The organism is Paractinoplanes ovalisporus, assembly GCF_016834655.1.
GTDB lineage: Bacteria > Actinomycetota > Actinomycetes > Mycobacteriales > Micromonosporaceae > Actinoplanes > Actinoplanes ovalisporus.
The window spans coordinates 431,534-450,015 of record NZ_JAENHP010000002.1 but is presented as its reverse complement, the minus strand read 5'-3'; the positions used below and the strand labels follow the sequence as shown (position 1 = coordinate 450,015).

Below are 18,482 nucleotides of genomic sequence, written 5' to 3'. Positions count from 1 at the left end.
TCCCGTGACGGTAAGGGAGTGACATGGGTCACGGCAAGGGAGAGACACGCAGGGCCATCATGGACGGACCATGGCGTGGACGACCGGCGAGATCGTGCTCGGGCAATACCAGGTTCTCGGCGAGCCCCTGGGCGGCGGCATGGGTGTCGTGCACCGGGTGCGCCACCTCGGCTGGGAGGTCGACCTGGCCGTGAAGACGCCCCGGGCCACCGCCTCGTTCACCCGGTTCGAGACCGAGGCCGGCACCTGGGTCGGGCTCGGCCTGCATCCGCACACGGTCAACTGCGTCTACGTCCGTACGGTCGAGGGAACTCCCCGGGTCTTCGCCGAGTGGGTCGCCGGCGGCAGTCTGGCCGAGGCGATCCGGGACGGCCGGCTCGACCGGGCCGCGATGCTCGACGTCGCGATCCAGACCGCCTGGGGTCTGCGCCACGCCCACGACAACGGCCTGGTGCACCAGGACATGAAGCCGGCCAACGTGATGCTGGAGCCCGACGGCACGGCCAAGGTGACCGACTTCGGCCTGGCCGTGGCCGCGAGCGAGGGCACCGTCAGCGGCGGCACCCCGGCCTACTGCTCCCCCGAACAGGCGGCCGCCGCGGCCGGTGACCGCGGCGCCCGGCTGACCGCCGCCACCGACGTCTGGTCGTGGGCGGTCACGGTGGCCGAGATGGTCGCCGGGCGCCGGATCACCCGCTTCGGTCAGGCCGCGGCCGAGGCCCTGGAAACCGTGCGGGCCGAGCTTCCGGCCGAGATCGCCGAGCTGCTGGCCGACTGTTTCGCCCGGCGGCCGGAGGGTTTCGGCGAGGTGGTCGAGCGCCTGACCACGATCTACGCCGACCTGACCGGCGAACCCTATCCACGGCCGGTTCCGCGCCCGGCGCTGCTCCGGGCGGACGGCCTCTCGAACCAGGCACTGTCCCTTCTCGACCTGGGGCGGGTCGAGGAGGCCGAGAGCGTGTGGCGGGAAGCGGTCCGCGCCGACCCCCACCACCTCCCCACGGTCTACAACTTCGGCCTGCACCGCTGGCGCACCGGCCGGATGACCGGCGAGGAGGTCGTGTCGGCGGTAGAAGCGGCCGGCGCCGGCGAGCGCGGCCTGGGCGCTCTTCTTCTGGGCAGCGTCGAGCTCGAGCGGCACGAGGACGACCGGGCCGGCGAGCTGTTGCGCGAGGCGGCCGCGGCCGACCCGGCCTCGGCCGAGGCGGTGGCCGCGCTGCGCGAGCGGGCGAGCCGGGCCCCGGGGATCAGTGCCGAGGTCAACACCGGCGAGGTCCGTACGATGGCCGTCACGCCGGGCGGCCGGCAGGTGCTCTACGGAATCCAGGGCGGCGCGCTGTATCTCTGGGCATCGGAGGACGGCGAGCCGCGGAAGCTGTCGGAGGGCGCCCAGGTCACCGCGATCGCGCTCGACGGGAGCGGCCGGCTCGCCGCGGTGCTGCGCGAGGACGGCTCGATCACCCTGCTCGACGTGGCCGGCGGCACGCCGCGCGGGTGGAAGAGGCACGAGCCCGGCGCGATCTCGGTGGCGGTCAGCGGCGACGGCCGGCACGTGGCGGCCGGGCACCGGAACGGCCGCATCCAGATCTGGGCGACCGGCGCGTCCGGCGGTCCCGTCGTTCTGACCGGTCACACCGGCCAGGTCACGTCGCTGGCCCTGAGCCACACCGGGCAACGCGCGCTGTCGGCGTCGTTCGAGGGCGACAACGGCGACGGCACCGTACGGCATTGGGCCCTGCCCACCCGGCGATGTGTGTCCACGTGGACCGGTCCGCGGCGCGGCACCCTGGCCTCGGGCGCGCCCTGGGTCCACTTCACCGGCGACAAGGCCGTGGTGTCGGCCGACGCCCGCTACGCCGTGGCCGCCTGGCAGGACGGTCCGCTCGTCGTCTGGGACGCGCGCCGCGGCGAGACGGTCAGCGAGGCACCCCACCGGCTGCGCTACGAGATCGTGCTGGCCCTCGCGCCGGGCGCCCGGCATCTGCTCGCCGGCGGGCCGTCCCGGTCGGTCCAGATCCTGAACCCGCGCGACGGCCGCAGCCTGCGCGCCTTCGACGACGACCTGCCGGAACTCATGCTCGGGGTGGAGGCCGGCGCGGTCAGTCCCGACGGTGGCGTGGTGGCGCTCGGCGGGCCCTACCAGGTGGTGGTCCGGGCGATGCCGGGCTCCGGCTATCAGGCGCCCTGGTGTTACGCGCGTCCCCGCCCGGCGCCCGAGCTGCACCGGGCCGAGGAGTCGTTCGACGAGCTGCTCGCGCGGGCCCGCACCCTGTTCGAGGAGGACCGGTTCGCCGAGGTCGCCACGCTGTTGCGGTCGGCCCGCGACGTGCCCGGCTACAACCGGCACCCCGAGCTGCTGACCGCGTGGCGTTCGCTGCTCCCGCACGGCCGCCGGGCGGCGCTGATCGCGGCCTGGGAGCTGTACAACGCGGACGGCCGCAACCTGTTCACCCAGCCGCCGACGGTCGCGCTGCGCGGCGACGGTCTGGCCATGGCGACCGGGCGGTGGACCGGTCACATCGACCTGTGGGACTTCCCCGGGGCCCGGATCGCGGGCACCTTCGAACCCGGCCCGGGCGGCAAGGCCCGCGAGATCCGGTGGGTCGCGGACGGCCACCGGCTGGTGGTGCTCACCTGGGACGGCACCCTGCGGCTGCTCGACATCCGCGACGGCCGGAGCGAGGTCATCGGCGGGACCAGGCGGATCACGGCGTTCGACCTCGACCCGGCCGGCGAACGCATCCTGTTCGGCGACGAGTCCGGCCGGCTGCGCCTGCAGGGACTGGAGACCGGTGGAACGCCAGTCACGGTCCAGGGTCACGACGCCCCGGTCGCGGCGGTCGCGGTCAGCTCCGACGGCACCCGTCTGGTCAGCCTCGACAAGGGCAACGAGGTGCGCATGTGGCGGCCGGACGCCCGGCGCCCGGAGTGGACGATGCGGGCCCGGCTGTGGAACGACGCCCGGCTGCACTTCGGCCCGGACGACCGCACCGTGCTGCTCGACGAGCACATGACGCTGACCGGGCTGGACGCGGCGAGCGGCCGCCGGCGCTACTCGTTCGAAAGCCTGCGGGGCGGCATGAGCGGCCTGACCAACCTGGCCCTGACCCCCGATCGGCGGCTGGCCGCCACACCCGACCGGGGCCGGCTGGTCGTGTGGGAGACCGGCACCGGCCGGGTCCGCCACGAGCTGGCCCTGCCGGAAGACCCGCGGATCTTCGCGCTGGGGCCGGACGGGACGTTCGCGGTCGTGGCCGGGCGCACCGACACGGTCGGGATCTGGGACCTGACCACCGGAGCGTGCCTGCGGACGATGGAGGGCCACCGCACCGACCTGCACGTGGCGCGGCTCAGCGGGGACGGCACGCTCATGGTCACCGTCGACATCGGAGGCGGGTTGCGGGCGTGGGAGCTGGCCTGGGAAGCCGACCTTGGCTGACGTGGTGCTCACGGCCGGGGGCACGGAACACACCTTCACCGGCGAGGCGGACGTGCTGCTCGGGCGTGACCCGGAGTGCGACGTCCGGGTGACCGACGACCGCCGCCGGGTGTCGCGCCGCCACTGCCGGGTGGTGATCCGGCCGCCCCGGGTCGTGGTCCGCGATCTGGGCAGCCACAACGGGACGTACGTGAACGGCACCCGCATCGACGGCGAGCGGGACCTGCGCGACGGCGACGAGCTGGGGCTGGGCGACGCCGTGGTGCGGGTGGCCATCCGTACGGTCTCGCACAACGGCCTGACGGTGCTGCGGGAACTCGGCCGGGGCGCGCAGGGCGTCGTCCACCTGGCCCGCGAGACCGACGGGCGCCTGGTGGCGGTGAAGACCCTGACCGCTCCCGGCGCGACCGCCCTGTTCCGCCGCGAGCTGGACTGCACCGCCGCGCTGCGCCACCCGAACATCGTGCGCTTCCACCGCAGCCTGGCCGACCCGCTGGGCTTCGTGGCCGAATACTGCGCCGGCGGCAGCGTGGCCGACCACGGCCCGTACGGGATCGAAGTCGCTGTTCCGCTCGTCCGCCAGGCCGCCGCCGCTCTGCGGTACGCGCACACCGCCGCGATCCCGGTCGTGCACGCCGACGGCTCGACGGCGGTCGGACGCGGGCTGGTGCACCGCGACATCAAGCCCGAGAACCTGTTGCTGACCGCCGACGGCCGGCTCAAGGTGGGCGACTTCGGTCTGGCCAAGGCCTACGACCAGGCGGGACTCAGCGGCCGGACGCCCTCCGGGGCGATCGCGGGCAGCGTGGCCTTCATGCCCCGGCGGCAGGTGATCGACTACAAGTACGCCCGGCCCGAGGTCGACGTGCAGGCCCTGGCCGCCTGTCTGTACTGGATGCTGACCGGCGCCACCCCGCGCGACTTTCCGCCCGGAGCCGACCCGGTCGCCGTCGTTCTCCGCGAGCCGCCGGTCCCGATCCGGAAGAGGCTCCCCACGCTGCCCGAGCCGGCGGCCTCCGTCGTCGACGCCGCCCTGGGCGAAGATCCGGCCTCGGCCGCCGCTTTCATGGACTGGCTTGCCTGAGCGTTCCGGCCGTCGCGTCCAGCACCGTCGGGCAACCCAGCCACACCGGTTGCGCGCCCTCGCCCGGACCGAGGGGCAGGCCGCCGAGCACCGGCACGCCGAGCGGCGACAGCTGGTCACGCAGCACGTCGAGCAGTGTCCAACCTCGGTCCGCATATCCCTCGTAGCCGGGAAAACGACCGACCGCGATTCCCCGTACGGCGTCCAGGGCGCCCGCCACCCGCAGGTGGGTCAGTTGACGGTCGACCTGGCCGAGGCCCTTCACGCGCACGTCGTCGATCAGCACGATCGCGCCGTCGAGGCGGGGCAGGCCTGCCCCGACCATCGCGCGCAACGCGGTCAGGCTGCCGCCGAGCAGCACGCCCTCGGCCCGGCCGGGCACGGTGACGGCGTCGTCGGTCTCGCGCCGCACGACGTCTCCGGTGGGGCGCGACAGGCCGTGGACGCCGGGCCGGCCGTAGCGGCGCCACACCTCGAGCTGCACCAGGGTCGTGTCGCCGATGCCGAGGACCGGTCGTGGGTCGTGCTCGAGGTCGAGGTCGTCGAGCGCGTGGTGATCGGCGTCGAGGAACGCCTCGTTCAGGTTCACCGGGCCCCCGATTCCACGGTCAGCGTGCCGGCCTCGGTGTCGATCGTGGCCGGTGTGCCGAGCGGCATGCAGATCATGTCGTCGATGTGCCCGAACGGGAGGCCGCCGAGCACGGGAATTCCCAGCGCCCCGAGCCGGGTGCGGATTTCTCCGTACGCCTCCTCCTGCCCCTGCAGGTCGCCGATCGCCGCGCCGCGCAGGCCGTCGAGCGACCCCGAGCGGGCCATCTGCCAGAGGAACTGGTCGAAGCCGGGCCGGTGCGACGCCTCCAGGCAGAGGATGGCCCCGGACAACGACGGCAGACCGGCGGCGATCATCCCGGCCACGGCGTTGGTGTTGCCGCCGATCAGCCGTCCGGTGGCCCGGCCGGGAATGGTCACCGCCGCCGAGGGCGCCCCGGGGTCGGCCCGCAGCACGGCCGGCTCGGCGGTGAACAGCAGTTCCCGGCAGCCGGTGGCGCCCATCCAGCCGTGGACGCCGACCAGCCCGGTCGTGTCGAGCAGGGCCAGATGCAGGTAGGTGATGTCGCTGAACCCGACGATCGGCTTGGGGTCGGCCCGCACGAGCGCGGGGTCGACGCGCGGCGCTATCCGGTAGGCGCCGGCCCCGCCCCGGGTCGTGATGATCGCCCGTACGCCGGGGTCGCGGAACGCGTCTTCGAGGTCGGCCAGCCGGTCGTCGTCCCGCCCGGCCATGTATCCGAAACGGTCGTCGGCGTGTCGCCCGAAGTCGACCTCGAGGCCCCAGGCCGCGAGCTCGCCGGCGGCCCACTCCCGCCAGCCCTCCTCCTCCGGAAAACTGGCCGGGGACACCATCCGCACCCGGTCTCCAAGCCGGAGCCGGGGCCACCGCAACGGCCCGTACGCACCACCTGTCACATCGGTGATCGTAGGTGTTTGCGTGATCATCCGGGGGGCGGTGCCGTCAACACCGTTTCGGTTGATGATTTCGGGCTCATTACGGCGCATCATGTTTCAGTTCCTGATCGAGAAAGCGTGAGCCATGTTCCGAACTGTCGACGCCGAGGCCCGTTCCGTCACCACCGCGAACGAGATCGCCGCCCTTCTCCGTGCCGAGTACGTAGCGAGCGGGAATCGGGCGTACCTGCACGCCGCGAACATCGCGCTCAGCCGGTCGCGCGAGAACGGTGTGCTGCTGCCCGAGGCGACGCCCGAACCCGTCTGATCCCGGCGCGGATCTTCGACGGCGTGCCGGCGCCGGGGCGGCGCTTGCCCTTTTTCACCCCTCGGTGCCCTTTCGGCGCGTTGACAACGATGTAAACGGCGGCCGATCCTCGGGAGAATCCCCATTCCCCCATCCCCGAGGGGTTTCGCCATGAAGATCGTTCGCCGCGTCGCGCTGGCGGCCACCGTCGTGCTGACGGCCGCCCTCGTGCAGACGGCAACCCCGGCCGAGGCCGGGCAGACTCCCCTGCGTGCCGCCGACCCGAGCGTCCTGCGGGTCGGCAGCACGTACATCTCGGTGCAGTCGACCGGCGGCGGCATCGCCGTCCGGCAGGCGTCCTCGACCGACGGGCTGGCCGCGGCCGCCCAGCGGCAGGTCTGGACCGACACCCGCAACCTGGGCGAGGTGTGGGCGCCCGAGATCGCCGTCGACGGCGGCCGCTACTGGATCCACTTCTCGGCCGGCCGGGGCGCCGCCCACCGCATGTACGCGATCAGCTCGGCCTCGCCCGCCAGCGGGTACACGGCCGAGACCCGGATGGCCCTGCCCGACGACAAGTGGGCCATCGACGGCTCGATGTTCACCTTCAACGGCCAGCGCTGGTTCGTGTGGTCGGGCTGGGCCGGCGACACCAACGTCGAGCAGAACCTCTACATCGCCCGGATGAGCAGCCCCACCACGACCACCGGCGCCCGCTACGTCATCTCGCAGCCGCGGGAGAGCTGGGAGCGTGTTGTCGGCAACCCGTTCATCAACGAGGGCCCGGAACCGATCCGCGACCCGAACGGGCAGCTGCACATCGTGTACTCGGCCAACGGCAGCTGGAGCGACCAGTACTGCCTGGCCGACCTGCGGCTGCGGGCCGGCGGCGACCCCACCTACGTGTGGGACTGGTACAAGAGCAACGGCTGCGTCTTCGGCTCGAACCGCGCCACCATGATGGCCGGCTGGGACCCCACGCTGTACGCCAACGGGCCCGGCCACCACACGTTCGTGCTGCTCAACGGCGACATCGCGACGAGCCCGCCGGCCGGTCCGCGGTTCCCGATGATGTATCACGCGGTTCCGAAGGGCACGCCCTACTCATGGGCCAACCGCTACTGGTACACCGGCACGTTCGTCTGGTGGGGCAACACCACCTACACCCGCGCCAACGTGCCCGGCGCGAACTCGAACACCGGGTTCGGGCTCAAGTTCTTCGAGTGATCGTTCGGGCAGGGTTGGCAGCGATGCATTGACAACTGTTAACTTTCCAAAACATTCTGCTCCTCACCCGAACACTTGAGGAGCCGACTTGCGTAAGCGCACCGCATGGCTGAGCGCGGTGGCGGCCCTGGCCGTCGCCGCGCCCATTGCGGCGGTCACACTGCCCGCCTCGGCGGCATCCCCCGCCATCCTCCCCGTCACCGTCACCAACAACACCGGCCGCGGCGACGCGGTCCACCTCTACGTCATCGGCATCATGAACGGCCGCTGGGGCTCGGTGAACAGCGCCGGCGCGTTCTCGCCGTGGCCCGCCGGCGGCCTCCCCCCGACCCCGGCCCCCGACGTGTCGATCCCCGGCCCCGGCAACGGCGGCAGCACCACGATCCGCATCCCCAAGGGCCTGTCCGGCCGCGTCTACATGGCGCTGCGCGACAAGATCAAGTTCTTCATCACGCCGGACGGCTTCGTGCAGCCCGCACCCTGGGCCCCCGGCGACCCCAACTTCAACACCCTGTTCGACACCAGCGAGTTCACGTTCAACGACTCCGGGCTGTGGCTGAACAGCTCGCAGGTCGACTTCTTCGGCATCCCGCACGCGGTCACCGTCACCAACGGCGCCGGCCAGACGAAGCGTACGGGCGATGTGGTCAACGACGGCCGCAACAAGGTGATCAACGCGATCAAGGCGCAGCCGGGCTGGGAGCGGTCGGTCATCACCCGCTCCGACGGCACGGTGCTGCGGGTGCTCGCGCCGGGCAAGGCCACCGACGCCGGTCTGTTCAACGCGAACTACCTGGACTCGTACATCAATTCGGCCTTCGCCGCCTACACCAGCCGCACGCTGACCGTGGTGCCGCGCTCGGCCGAGCCGAACCGCAAGTTCTTCGGCCGTACGGTCGGTAACACGATGCGCTTCACGGACAGCTCGGGGGCCGAGGTCGCCACGGTCGACAAGCCCTCGACGTCGAACGTGTGGGGCTGCGACGGCGTGTTCAATGCGCCCAACGTGGCGCCGTTCATCCAGAGCGAGGTGCGGCGCACCATCTGCACGGCGCTGGTGCGGGGCACGCTCGGCACCTCGACGCAGGAGCCGGTGCTGGACGCGAACGCGTTCTACAAGAACAGCGCGGCCAACCACTACTCGCGGATCATCCACGCGAACATGGCCGACGGGAAGGCGTACGGGTTCGCGTACGACGACGTCGGCGGTTTCGAGTCGCTGGTCAACGACGGTGACCCGCAGCGGGCCGGCATCATCATGAGCCCGTTCGGGGCCGGCGGGAACCCGCCGGTGACCACGCCGCCGACCACCCAGCCCACGACGGCACCGCCGACCACGCGGCCGCCGACAACCCAGCCGACCACGCCGCCGGCCGGGACCACCACGTGGGCGGCCAACACGCCGTACGCGGTGGGTCAGATCGTCACCTACAACGGCAAGCGCTACCAGTGCCGGCAGGCGCACACCTCGCTGCCCGGCTGGGAGCCGCCGAACGTGCTGGCGCTCTGGCTGCCCCTGTAGAGCCCGCGTTGCATCGAGGCCGATCGGTTCCCGCCCGGAGCCGGTCGGCCTCGCTTTTTGCCCATCGGGGAACAGCCCTCTCCACGCCGCCCGCCCGGTGCGCCGCGATGACCTGATTAGACGGTCTTCTTCGTCCGGGTCGGACCTGTTTGTCCGCTTTGCTTTCACGCTTTTGGAAGCACGGTCGTGTTTCTGTGAGATTTCTTTGATCCGACCGGCGCGCGGCTGCGTACCTGTTCTCGTCAGGGGCCTGGGAAAACGCAGTTCTCGTCGCTAGGGAGGTTGACGTGTCCGCCGTCGCTCGTGTGTTCCGCTGGCGCCATCGGCTGGTCGGGGTGGCCGTCGCCACCGCGGCGTTGACGTTGATCGAACCCAGCGCGGCTCTGGCCGAACCGGGTGTGCCGCTGCCGCCGAACCAGCTGATCACCGACACCGGCAAGGGCAAGGTGGCCGAGGCCGACCGTGACTTCGCGGTCAAGGTGCGCCTGGCCGGCCTGTGGGAGATCCCGGCCGGCGAGATGGCCCAGGAACGCTCGAACAACCCGAAGATCAAGAAGATCGGCCAGGACATCGCGAGCCAGCACGTCGTGCTCGACGAGATGGTGCGCAACGCGGCGACCAAGCTGAAGATCGACCTGCCCGACGAGCCCAACGAGGACCAGCAGGGCTGGCTCGACGAGATGGCGAACGCCGAGGGCGAGGAGTTCGACCAGATCTACATCGACCGGTTGCGGGCCGCCCACGGCAAGATCTTCCCGGCCATCGCGACGATCCGCACGAGCACCCGCAACGACACGATCCGCAAGCTGGCGCAGCGCGCGAACCAGTTCGTGATGACCCACCTGACGCTGCTCGAGAGCAGCACCCTGGTCGACTTCGCGGCCCTGCCCACCGCTCCCCCGCCGACCACCGCGGCCCCCGCGGGCGGCAGCGCCGCCGGCGCCGGCGGCGCGGTTCTGTCGTCGGCCGACCAGAACGACCCGGCGTCGTCCCTGAGCCTGCCGGTGGTCGGCGTCATCGCGGTGGCGATCGCGGGCATAGCGCTGTTCCTGAGCCGCCGCCTGTGGAGCGACCCGCACCGCCGTCGCCGTCGCCGCTACCGCTCCTACTACTGACGCTTCGCAGCTCTGACCGCCTGGACGCCGCGGTTCCCGGGTAGTCGACGCCTGGCGGTACTGCTCGGCCTCAGCCTCGGCAGCTATGCGAGAGGGCTGTTCCGAACCCGCCGCCGCGCGGCCCGCTACCTGCTCAGCGCAGTCGGCGGCTATCGGGCCACGTAGACCCAGGCTGTGCCGCCCGAGGCGAGCGGGACCTCGACTCGGTGGTAGTCGGAGACCTCGTAGTCGTCGGCGCGCAGCAGGTCGTCGTCGGTGAGGTCGAGGACCGCGCCGTCCACTGTGTCTTCGGGGGAACCGGTCGCGACCAGGATGGGGTGGTGCGACTCGCCACTGAGGGCCACCACCTCGGCGTCGGCGATCTCCAGCAAGTCGAGGCGGTAGCCGGTGATGCGGTCGGGGCGGGTGGGGAGCGTACGGCCGAAATTGGCTCTTTGCACCGCGGGGTCGCGGAGCGTGCCGTAGGAGAAGAGCAGCGGCATCAGTAACGCACATCCTCGGGGTCGGTGGTGGTCGGCAAACCGGCCGCGAGCCACGCCTCGACTCCGCCGGCCAGGTCGGTCGCGTTGGTCAGGCCGATCGCGCGCAGGCTGGCCGCCGCCAGGCTGGAACTGTAGCCCTGCCGGCACAGGACGATCACGACCCGGTCGTGGCCGGTGGCCTCGGGAATGCGGTGCGGCGACAGCGGGTCGAGGCGCCATTCGAGCACCGTACGGTCGATGACGATCGCCCCGGGCAGCGAACCCTGGGTGCGGCGCTGGACGTCCGTACGCGTGTCGATCAGCAACGCCCCGGCGGCGACGGCCGCCCGGGTCTCCTCCGGGTCGAGCCGTCGCATGCCGGCACGGGCCTGGGCCAGCAGAGCGTCGAGTGTGGTCACCCGACGATCTTGCCCCATGCCTTGATCACGTACGGGGTTACGCCTCGATCTCGTACGCCAGGTTGGGGCGCAGCCAGCGCTCGACCTCCTCGACCGGCATGCCGCGACGGGCCGCGTAGTCGGTGATCTGGTCCTTGCCGAGCCGGCCGACCGTGAAGTAGCGCGACTGCGGGTGGGCGAAGATCAGACCGCTCACGGCGGCGGCCGGCGTCATCGCGTACGACTCGGTCAGGCCGATGCCGATCTCGGCCGAGCCCAGCAGCTCGAACAGTTCCTTCTTCTCGCTGTGGTCGGGGCTCGCCGGGTAGCCGAGGGCCGGGCGGATGCCGCGGAACCGCTCGGCGTGCAGGTCGGCCAGTTCGGGCTGCGAGCCGGGCTCGAACCACTCGCGCCGGGCCTGCAGGTGCAGGTGTTCGGCGAACGCCTCGGCCAGCCGGTCGGCCAGCGCCTTCACCATGATCGCGCGGTAGTCGTCGTTGTCGGCCTCGTACTTCGCGGCCAACTCCTCGGCGCCGTGGATGGCCACCGCGAAACCGCCCAGGTGGTCGCCGTGGCCGGCGGGGGCGATGTAGTCGGCGAGGCTGCGGTTGGCCCGCCCGGCCGGCTTCTCGGTCTGCTGCCGCAGCATCGGGAACGTCACGCCGTTGCCGAGCACGATGTCGTCGCCGTCGGCGTGCGCGGGCCAGAACGCGTACTTGCCGCGCGCCTCGAACGAACCGTCCGCGATGATCTTGTCGAGCAGCACGTTGGCGTCGTCGAAGAGCTCGCGCGCGACCGGCTGCTCGAGGATCGCCGGGTACTTGCCCTTGAGCTCCCAGGCCAGGAACAGGAACTGCCAGTCGATCATCTCGCGCAGTTCGGCGATCGTCGGCCGGACCTCCCGTACGCCGGTGAAGGCGGGCGTGGGAATCTCGGTGAAGTCGACCTCCTCGCGGTTGGCCCGGGCCTGCTCGACGGTGAGCAGCGGCTGCGCGTGACGGTTGGCGTGCTGCTCGCGCAGGCGTTCCTGGTCGGCGCGGTTCGCGGTGTCGAGGCGCTCGGCGCGGTCGGGCTGCAGCAGGTCGCTGACGACGCCGACCACCCGCGACGCGTCGAGGACGTGCACGGTCGAGCCCTCGTACGCGGGAGCGATGCGCACCGCCGTGTGCTGCTTGGACGTGGTCGCCCCGCCGATCAGCAGCGGCAGCTTGAACCCGCGGCGCTGCATCTCGGCGCCGACCGCGACCATCTCGTCGAGCGACGGGGTGATCAGGCCGCTGAGCCCGATGACGTCGGCGCCCTCGCTGATCGCGGTGTCGAGGATCTTGGCGGCCGGCACCATCACGCCGAGGTCGATCACCTCGTAGTTGTTGCAGCCCAGCACCACCCCGACGATGTTCTTGCCGATGTCGTGGACGTCGCCCTTGACCGTGGCCAGCACGACCTTGCCCTGCCCGCGGGTGGCGCCGCCGGCCTTCTTCTCGTCCTCCATGAACGGCTCGAGGTAGGCCACCGAGCGCTTCATGACGCGGGCGCTCTTGACGACCTGGGGCAGGAACATCTTGCCCGAGCCGAAGAGGTCGCCGACCACCTTCATGCCGTCCATCAGCGGGCCCTCGATCACGTCGAGCGGCCGCGGCAGTTCCTGGCGGGCCTCCTCGGTGTCGGCCTCGATGAAGTCGACGATGCCGTGGACCAGCGCGTACGACAGGCGCTCGCCGACCGGGGCCTCGCGCCACGACAGGTCGACCGTGCGCTGCTTGCTCTCACCCTTGACCGTCGAGGCGTAGCTGACCAGACGGTCGGTGGCGTCCTCGCGGCGGTCGAAGAGCACGTCCTCGACGAGTTCCAGCAGCTCGGCCGGGATGTCCTGATAGACCGCGAGCTGGCCGGCGTTGACGATGCCCATGTCGAGGCCGGCCTTGACCGCGTAGAACAGGAAGGCCGAGTGCATGGCCTCACGGACCACGTCGTTGCCGCGGAACGAGAACGACAGGTTCGAGATGCCGCCGCTGGTGCGGGCGCCCGGGCAGCGCTCCTTGATCAGCGGCAGGGCCTCGATGAAGGCCTTCGCGTACCCGTTGTGCTCGCTGATGCCGGTGGCCACGGCGAGCACGTTCGGGTCGAAGATGATGTCGTCGGGCGCGAACCCGGCCACGTTCACCAGCAGGTCGTACGCCCGCCCGCAGATCTCGACCTTGCGGTCGCGGGTGTCGGCCTGGCCCTGCTCGTCGAAGGCCATGACCACGACGCCGGCGCCGAAGTCACGGATGCGGCGGGCGTGTTCGAGGAACTGCTCCTCGCCCTCCTTGAGGCTGATCGAGTTGACCACGCCCTTGCCCTGCACACACTTGAGGCCGGCCTCGAGCACGCTCCACTTGGAACTGTCGATCATGACCGGGATGCGGGCGACCTCGGGCTCGGTGGCGATGAGGTTGAGGAACGTGGTCATCGCGTGCTCGCTGTCGAGCAGGTCGGCGTCCATGTTCACGTCGAGCAGGTTGGCGCCGCCGCGCACCTGGTCGAGCGCCACGTCGACGGCGGCCTGATAGTCGTCGGCCTCGATGAGGCGGCGGAACTTGGCCGAGCCGGTGACGTTGGTCCGCTCGCCGATCATGACGAAGCCGGTGTCGGGGCCGATCTCGAACGGCTCGAGGCCGCTGAACCGCGTGGTCTCGGCGGGCGGCGCGATGGTCCGCTTCGCGGTGCCGCGCACCTCCTCGGCGATCCGCGCGATGTGGGCCGGGCTGGTGCCGCAGCAGCCGCCGACGATGTTGACCAGACCGTCCTCGGCGAACCCCTTGATCAGGGCCGCGGTCTGGTCGGGGGTCTCGTCGTAGCCGCCGAACGCGTTGGGCAGGCCCGCGTTCGGGTGGGCGGCGACGTACGTGTTCGACAGGCGGGCCAGCTCGGCCACGTGCGGGCGGGCCTCGGTCGCACCGAGCGCGCAGTTCACGCCCACGACCATCGGCTCGGCCCGCTCGATCGACCGCCAGAACGCCTCGACGGTCTGACCGCTGAGCGTGCGCCCGGACAGGTCGACGATCGTCACCGAGATCCAGAGCGGCAGGTCGGGGGCGACCTCGCGGGCGGCGGCGATGGCGGCCTTGGCGTTGAGCGTGTCGAAGATCGTCTCGATCAGCAGCAGGTCGACGCCGCCCTCGACCAGGCCCGCGATCTGTTCCGCGTACGACGCCTTGACCTGGTCGAACGTGACGGCCCGGTACGCCGGCTCGTCGACCTTGGGCGACAGCGACAGCGTCACGTTGAGCGGGCCGACCGAGCCCGCCACGAACTTGCCGCCGGCCTCGTCGGCGGCCTGGCGGGCCAGTTGCGCTCCGCGGACGTTCATTTCCCGCACGTACGCCTCCAGGCCGTAATCGGCCTGGGCGATGCTCGTCGCGGTGAACGTGTTGGTGGTCGTGATGTCGGCGCCGGCCGCCAGGTATTGCCGGTGGACGTCGAGGATGACGTCGGGCCGGGTCAGGATCAGCAGGTCGGGGTCGCCGGTGACGTCCTGCTCGTGGTCGGGGCCGATGAGGTCGCCGCGGTAGTCCTCGGGCTGCAGCTTGGCGCCCTGCAGCATGGTGCCCCACGCGCCGTCGAGCACGAGGATGCGCTCATCGAGCAGACGCTTCAGTTCCCGGGTGCGTGCACTTCGGTCCAGGGGGTTTTTGCCCAGGGTTGGGGCGCTTCTGTCCAGGGTGTTTTCGCCCAGGGTTGGGGCGCTTCTGTCCATACCGACCACCTCCGGTTCAACGGAGGCGCCCTTGGTCGGTTTCCACCGAGCGAGCGTGGCGGGTGTCACCCCGTTGCAGCGCCTCTCGCTTCGGACCCACAAAGGTACCCGATTTCCCACCGCCGCCCCCGGCGCGCTCCACCCATTGGGACGTCACCCCCGGGCTCCCAAGCGTGCTTCACCCACTGCGACCTCACTCCGGGTCCCCAGCGCGCTCCGCTCACTGCGACGTCACCCCGGGCGTCACTTGGCGTCGGCGTAGGCGGCGACGACGGACACGTCGAGCGGGAAACGGACGGTCGTGTCGCCGAAGAGCAGGCGACCGGCCTGGGCGGCGCTCTCGTGAACGGCCGCGACCACCTCGTCGGCCTGTTCGACGGGACAATGCACCACCACCTCGTCGTGGACGAAGAGCACCATCTCGGCCTTGGTGCCGTCGAGGGCCGTCCGCAGGGTGGCGAGCAGCACGAGCGCCCACTCGGCGGCCGTCGCCTGGACGACGAAGTTGCGGGTGAAGCGCCCCCGGGCCCGTCCGGACGCTCCGCCCTGCGGCGCCTCGGCCGAACCGGCCTCCTCCGGCGGGTCGAGGCCGGCGTCACGCCAGGCCCCGGACGAGGGCGGGCAGGTGCGGCCCAGCCACGAACGGACCAGCCCACCGGCCTCGCCGACGCGGGCGGCCTGCTCGACGAACTCGAAGGCGGTCGGATAACTCTTGCGGAGCACGGCGAGGGCCGGGATCGCGGCGCCGCCGGTCTGCCCGTACATGGCGCCGAGCAGGGCGAGCTTGGCCTTGGCGCGGTCGCCGTCGAACGAGTCGGCGGCCAGCGCGGCATAGAGGTCACCGGCGGCGGCCGCGGCCGCGAACCGCTCGTCGGACGAGATCGCGGCCAGGACGCGGGGCTCGAGCTGGCCGGCGTCGGCCACCACGAACGTCCAGCCCGGGTCGGCGACCACGGCCCGGCGGACGGCCTTGGGGACCTGCAGCGCTCCACCGCCCCGGGTGGCCCAGCGGCCCGAGACGACCCCACCCGGAACGTATTCGGGCCGGAAACGGCCGTGGCTCACCCAGGCGTCGCACCATGACCACCCGTGCGCCGTCCAGATGCGGTAGAGCTCCTTGTATTCGAGCAACGGGCGTACGGCCGGGTGGTCGACCTTGCGCAGCACCCAGGCCCGCGTGTTCGGCACGTCGACCCCCGACCGCGCGAACGCCCGGACCACCTCGGCCGGTGAATCCGGGTGGAGCCCCCACGTGCCGAAGGCGGCGTTGATCTCGGCCGACAGCTCGGCCAGCCGCCGGGGCGGCCCCACCGGCTGCGGCGGCCCGAGCAGCTCGCGAAGCAGTTCGTCGTGCAGATCGGCCCGCCAGGGCAGCCCCGCGAACCCCATCTCGGCCCCGACCAGTGCCCCCGCCGACTCGGCCGCGACCAGCAGCCGGAACCGCCCCGGGAACTCGGTGGCGCCGATGCGCCGCAGCTGGTCGGCATACACCTCGCGGACGGCCTCGAGCACGTCGAACCCGTGGCCGGCCGCGGGCGCCGCCCCGGTGTCGAAGAGCGCGCCCTGCGCGTAGCCCGGCGGCTCGGCCGGACGCGGGGGCGGATCGGCCGGCACCGGCAACCCGTGCAGCCGGGCGCGGGCGGCGGGCAGCGCCTTGGGCGACCCCCACCACCCCGCGTGCCCCATGAGCAGGGCCTCGGTGAGCTCCAGATCGTGGCCGCGGGCGACCCGGACGCCGGCCTTGAGCAGCGCCGGATAGACCTCGCTGGTGGCCGGCCAGACCCAGCGGGGGTGATCGGCGGCTTCCCGTTCGCCGATGGCCCCCGCCAGGTCGGTCACGGGCCGGACGGCCCCCGCCGGCGTGCCGTCGGCATGCAGATCCTGCAGACGGCCCCCTCGACCGCCCGGATCTCCCGCTACCGCTGTCAGCACCCCACCATTCTGTCCCCCGGGTACGACATTTTCCCGTCGCCCGGTATCGGCCCCCTCACGCTCCGCGATCCGGTCGTCATGCCGGAGTCGGGGGCCGGGCATGCGGGAACGTCGTGGCAGGTGCGCAGCGGGCGGGGAAGGATGGGCACATGAGCGAGAAACTGACTGTGGGCCTGCTGGGGACCGGGATCATGGGGGCCGCCATGGCCCGCAACCTGCTCAAGGCCGGGCATGCCGTACGGGTGTGGAACCGCAGCGCCGACAAGGCGGCGCCGCTCGCGGAGGACGGTGCCGAGGTGGCCGGCACACCCGCGGACGCGGTCCGCGACGCCGACGTGGTGATCACGATGCTCTACGACGGCGAGGCCGTGCGGCAGGTCATGGACGAGGCCTACCCGGCGGCCCGCAGCGGGGCACTCTGGATGCAGTCGACCACCGTCAGCCTCGAAGACGTCGACCGGCTCGCCGAGGACGCGGGCCGGCACGGGCTGGTGTTCTTCGACGCGCCCGTGCTCGGGACGCGCCAACCGGCTGAGGCGGGACAGCTCACCGTGCTCGCGGCCGGGCCGCCGGAGCAGCGCGACGCGATCGCACCGGTCTTCGACGCGGTCGGTGCCAAGACCGTCTGGCTGCGGAACCCTGGCGAGGCGACCCGCCTCAAGCTCGTCGCCAACAGCTGGGTGCTGGCCCTGACCCACGCCGGCGCCGAGACCTTGTCGCTGGCCGAAGCGCTCGGCGTCGACCCCGACAAGTTCCTCGAGCTGATCGCGGGCGGGCCGCTCGACAACGCGTACCTGCGCACCAAGGTCGGGCTCGTCCGGGGCGACCAGCTCTCGCCGGCCAGTTTCGCGGTGAACACGGCCGAGAAGGACGCCCGTCTCATCGCCGAGGCCGGCCGCCGGCACGGGGTGCGGCTCGACCTGGCCGAGGCCGGCGCCGAACGGTTCCGCCGGGCCACCGAGCAGGGCCACGGCGACAAGGACATGGCCGCCTCGTACTACGCCAGCTTCGACAAATAGCCCGGCCCGGCGGATCGAGCCGACGCCGGGCGGGTCACGGACGGCAACGAGGTTACGATGGCGCGCGACTCGATCGACGGCGGCGCGAGGGCGGGCGTTATGCGATGGTTCCGACGCGGGGCCGGCAAGCAGGAGAGTGACCCCGCCCTGACCCGGGCGCTCGTCGACGACGTGCGGGCCCGATACGGCGGGCACGTCCAGGCCACGTTCCAGCAGCAGGCCGAGGCGTGCGCGGCCCAGCTCAACGGCGACGAGGAGGGCCTGGCCGCCGCGGCCGCCATCGTGCACGAGTTCGCCGAGACGGCGTACGCGGACCTCTATCACCAGGCCGCCCCGCACGGCCTGCCGGTCGACCGCCGCAACTACCGCCCCCTCTGGCGCGCGGCCCAGCGGGGCCTGCGCTGGAACCTGTTCGCACAGCCGGGCCACCTCCACCCGTACGTCCAGGTCAGCGCGGCCGTCGCGGTGATCGGCACGCAGGCCAAGGCGGCCGCGGGCCGTCCCGACCACCTGCCGCTGCTCGCCCACCTCTTCGAGATCCTCGACCTGACGGTGGCGGGCTGGGAGTTCGCCCGGGTGCGTCCCGACACCGACATGGCCGGCCTCGCCCAGCGCCTGATCACGACGACGCGCGAGGTGCGGGCAGCGATGAGCGACGAGCCCCCGCTGCCCGACCCCGTCCGCGAGCTGATGCGCCGCAACAACACCATCGACGTGTACGACCCTCAGGGCCCCCACGTGGTCGGCTATTTCAACCCGGGCAAAGAGATGCGCGAAGCACTGCTCGCCTGAG

Annotated in this window: 14 protein-coding genes; 8 read left to right on the top strand and 6 right to left on the bottom strand. The window is 71.9% G+C overall.

Going from position 1 to position 18,482, the window contains the following annotated elements:
- The first annotated feature begins 70 nt into the window (after window positions 1–70).
- Together JIG36_RS08075 and JIG36_RS08070 are read left to right on the top strand one after the other, a co-directional pair.
- Window positions 71–3,439 (top strand): WD40 repeat domain-containing serine/threonine protein kinase, encoded by a 3,369-nt coding sequence (locus JIG36_RS08075; protein WP_203375405.1) that lies wholly within the window; start codon window positions 71–73, stop codon window positions 3,437–3,439.
- Window position 3,440: 1 nt separating this feature from the next.
- Window positions 3,441–4,523 carry a protein kinase domain-containing protein gene (locus JIG36_RS08070; RefSeq protein WP_307872646.1) on the top strand — a complete coding sequence of 361 codons (1,083 nt, stop codon included), beginning with the start codon at window positions 3,441–3,443 and terminating at the stop codon, window positions 4,521–4,523.
- On the opposite strand, the gene JIG36_RS08065 is transcribed toward JIG36_RS08070, so the two are convergent.
- Both JIG36_RS08065 and JIG36_RS08060 read right to left on the bottom strand, forming a co-directional pair.
- Window positions 4,504–5,112, bottom strand: a complete 609-nt coding sequence (locus JIG36_RS08065; RefSeq protein WP_203375403.1) for a S66 peptidase family protein — start codon at window positions 5,110–5,112, stop codon at window positions 4,504–4,506. The two genes, JIG36_RS08070 and JIG36_RS08065, sit on opposite strands and share 20 nt — an antisense overlap.
- Window positions 5,109–5,990 carry a S66 peptidase family protein gene (locus JIG36_RS08060; protein WP_203375402.1) on the bottom strand — a complete coding sequence of 294 codons (882 nt, stop codon included), beginning with the start codon at window positions 5,988–5,990 and terminating at the stop codon, window positions 5,109–5,111. The genes JIG36_RS08065 and JIG36_RS08060 overlap by 4 nt, the downstream gene beginning before the upstream one ends.
- A gap of 124 nt (window positions 5,991–6,114) precedes the next feature.
- On the opposite strand from JIG36_RS08060, the gene JIG36_RS08055 reads away from it, so the two are divergent.
- The 4 genes from JIG36_RS08055 (at window position 6,115) to JIG36_RS08040 (ending at window position 10,140) form a co-directional block, all read left to right on the top strand.
- On the top strand, window positions 6,115–6,297 hold the full coding sequence (locus JIG36_RS08055) for a hypothetical protein (protein ID WP_203375401.1): 183 nt from the start codon (window positions 6,115–6,117) through the stop codon (window positions 6,295–6,297).
- A 150-nt stretch (window positions 6,298–6,447) separates the two neighbouring features.
- On the top strand, window positions 6,448–7,503 hold the full coding sequence (locus JIG36_RS08050; RefSeq protein WP_203375400.1) for a glycoside hydrolase family 43 protein: 1,056 nt from the start codon (window positions 6,448–6,450) through the stop codon (window positions 7,501–7,503).
- 88 nt (window positions 7,504–7,591) lie between these two features.
- Window positions 7,592–9,025, top strand: a complete 1,434-nt coding sequence (locus JIG36_RS08045; RefSeq protein WP_236046147.1) for a beta-1,3-glucanase family protein — start codon at window positions 7,592–7,594, stop codon at window positions 9,023–9,025.
- Between the two features lie 287 nt (window positions 9,026–9,312).
- On the top strand, window positions 9,313–10,140 hold the full coding sequence (locus tag JIG36_RS08040) for a DUF4142 domain-containing protein (protein WP_307872614.1): 828 nt from the start codon (window positions 9,313–9,315) through the stop codon (window positions 10,138–10,140).
- A 149-nt stretch (window positions 10,141–10,289) separates the two neighbouring features.
- Here the strand turns inward: JIG36_RS08040 and JIG36_RS08035 are convergent, their stop codons facing one another.
- The 4 genes from JIG36_RS08035 to JIG36_RS08020 all read right to left on the bottom strand — a co-directional run bounded on the left by JIG36_RS08035 (window position 10,290) and on the right by JIG36_RS08020 (window position 16,670).
- Window positions 10,290–10,622 carry a gamma-glutamylcyclotransferase family protein gene (locus tag JIG36_RS08035; RefSeq protein ID WP_203375399.1) on the bottom strand — a complete coding sequence of 111 codons (333 nt, stop codon included), beginning with the start codon at window positions 10,620–10,622 and terminating at the stop codon, window positions 10,290–10,292.
- Complete coding sequence (locus tag JIG36_RS08030; RefSeq protein WP_438870713.1) at window positions 10,622–10,978, bottom strand: rhodanese-like domain-containing protein; 357 nt, start codon at window positions 10,976–10,978, stop codon at window positions 10,622–10,624. Before JIG36_RS08030 ends, JIG36_RS08035 begins: the two co-directional genes overlap by 1 nt.
- 79 nt (window positions 10,979–11,057) lie before the next feature.
- A complete protein-coding gene (metH, locus tag JIG36_RS08025) occupies window positions 11,058–14,738 on the bottom strand; it encodes a methionine synthase (protein ID WP_203375397.1) in 3,681 nt (1,226 codons plus the stop codon).
- A gap of 243 nt (window positions 14,739–14,981) precedes the next feature.
- Window positions 14,982–16,670 (bottom strand): bifunctional 3'-5' exonuclease/DNA polymerase, encoded by a 1,689-nt coding sequence (locus tag JIG36_RS08020; protein ID WP_307872613.1) that lies wholly within the window; start codon window positions 16,668–16,670, stop codon window positions 14,982–14,984.
- 113 nt (window positions 16,671–16,783) lie between these two features.
- Here JIG36_RS08020 and JIG36_RS08015 point away from each other — a divergent pair, with 113 nt between their 5' ends.
- Together JIG36_RS08015 and JIG36_RS08010 are read left to right on the top strand one after the other, a co-directional pair.
- Entirely contained in the window at window positions 16,784–17,689 is a 906-nt protein-coding gene (locus JIG36_RS08015; protein WP_307872612.1) for an NAD(P)-dependent oxidoreductase, read from the top strand.
- A 57-nt stretch (window positions 17,690–17,746) separates the two neighbouring features.
- Complete coding sequence (locus JIG36_RS08010) at window positions 17,747–18,481, top strand: hypothetical protein (protein ID WP_236046139.1); 735 nt, start codon at window positions 17,747–17,749, stop codon at window positions 18,479–18,481.
- Window position 18,482 lies beyond the last annotated feature (1 nt).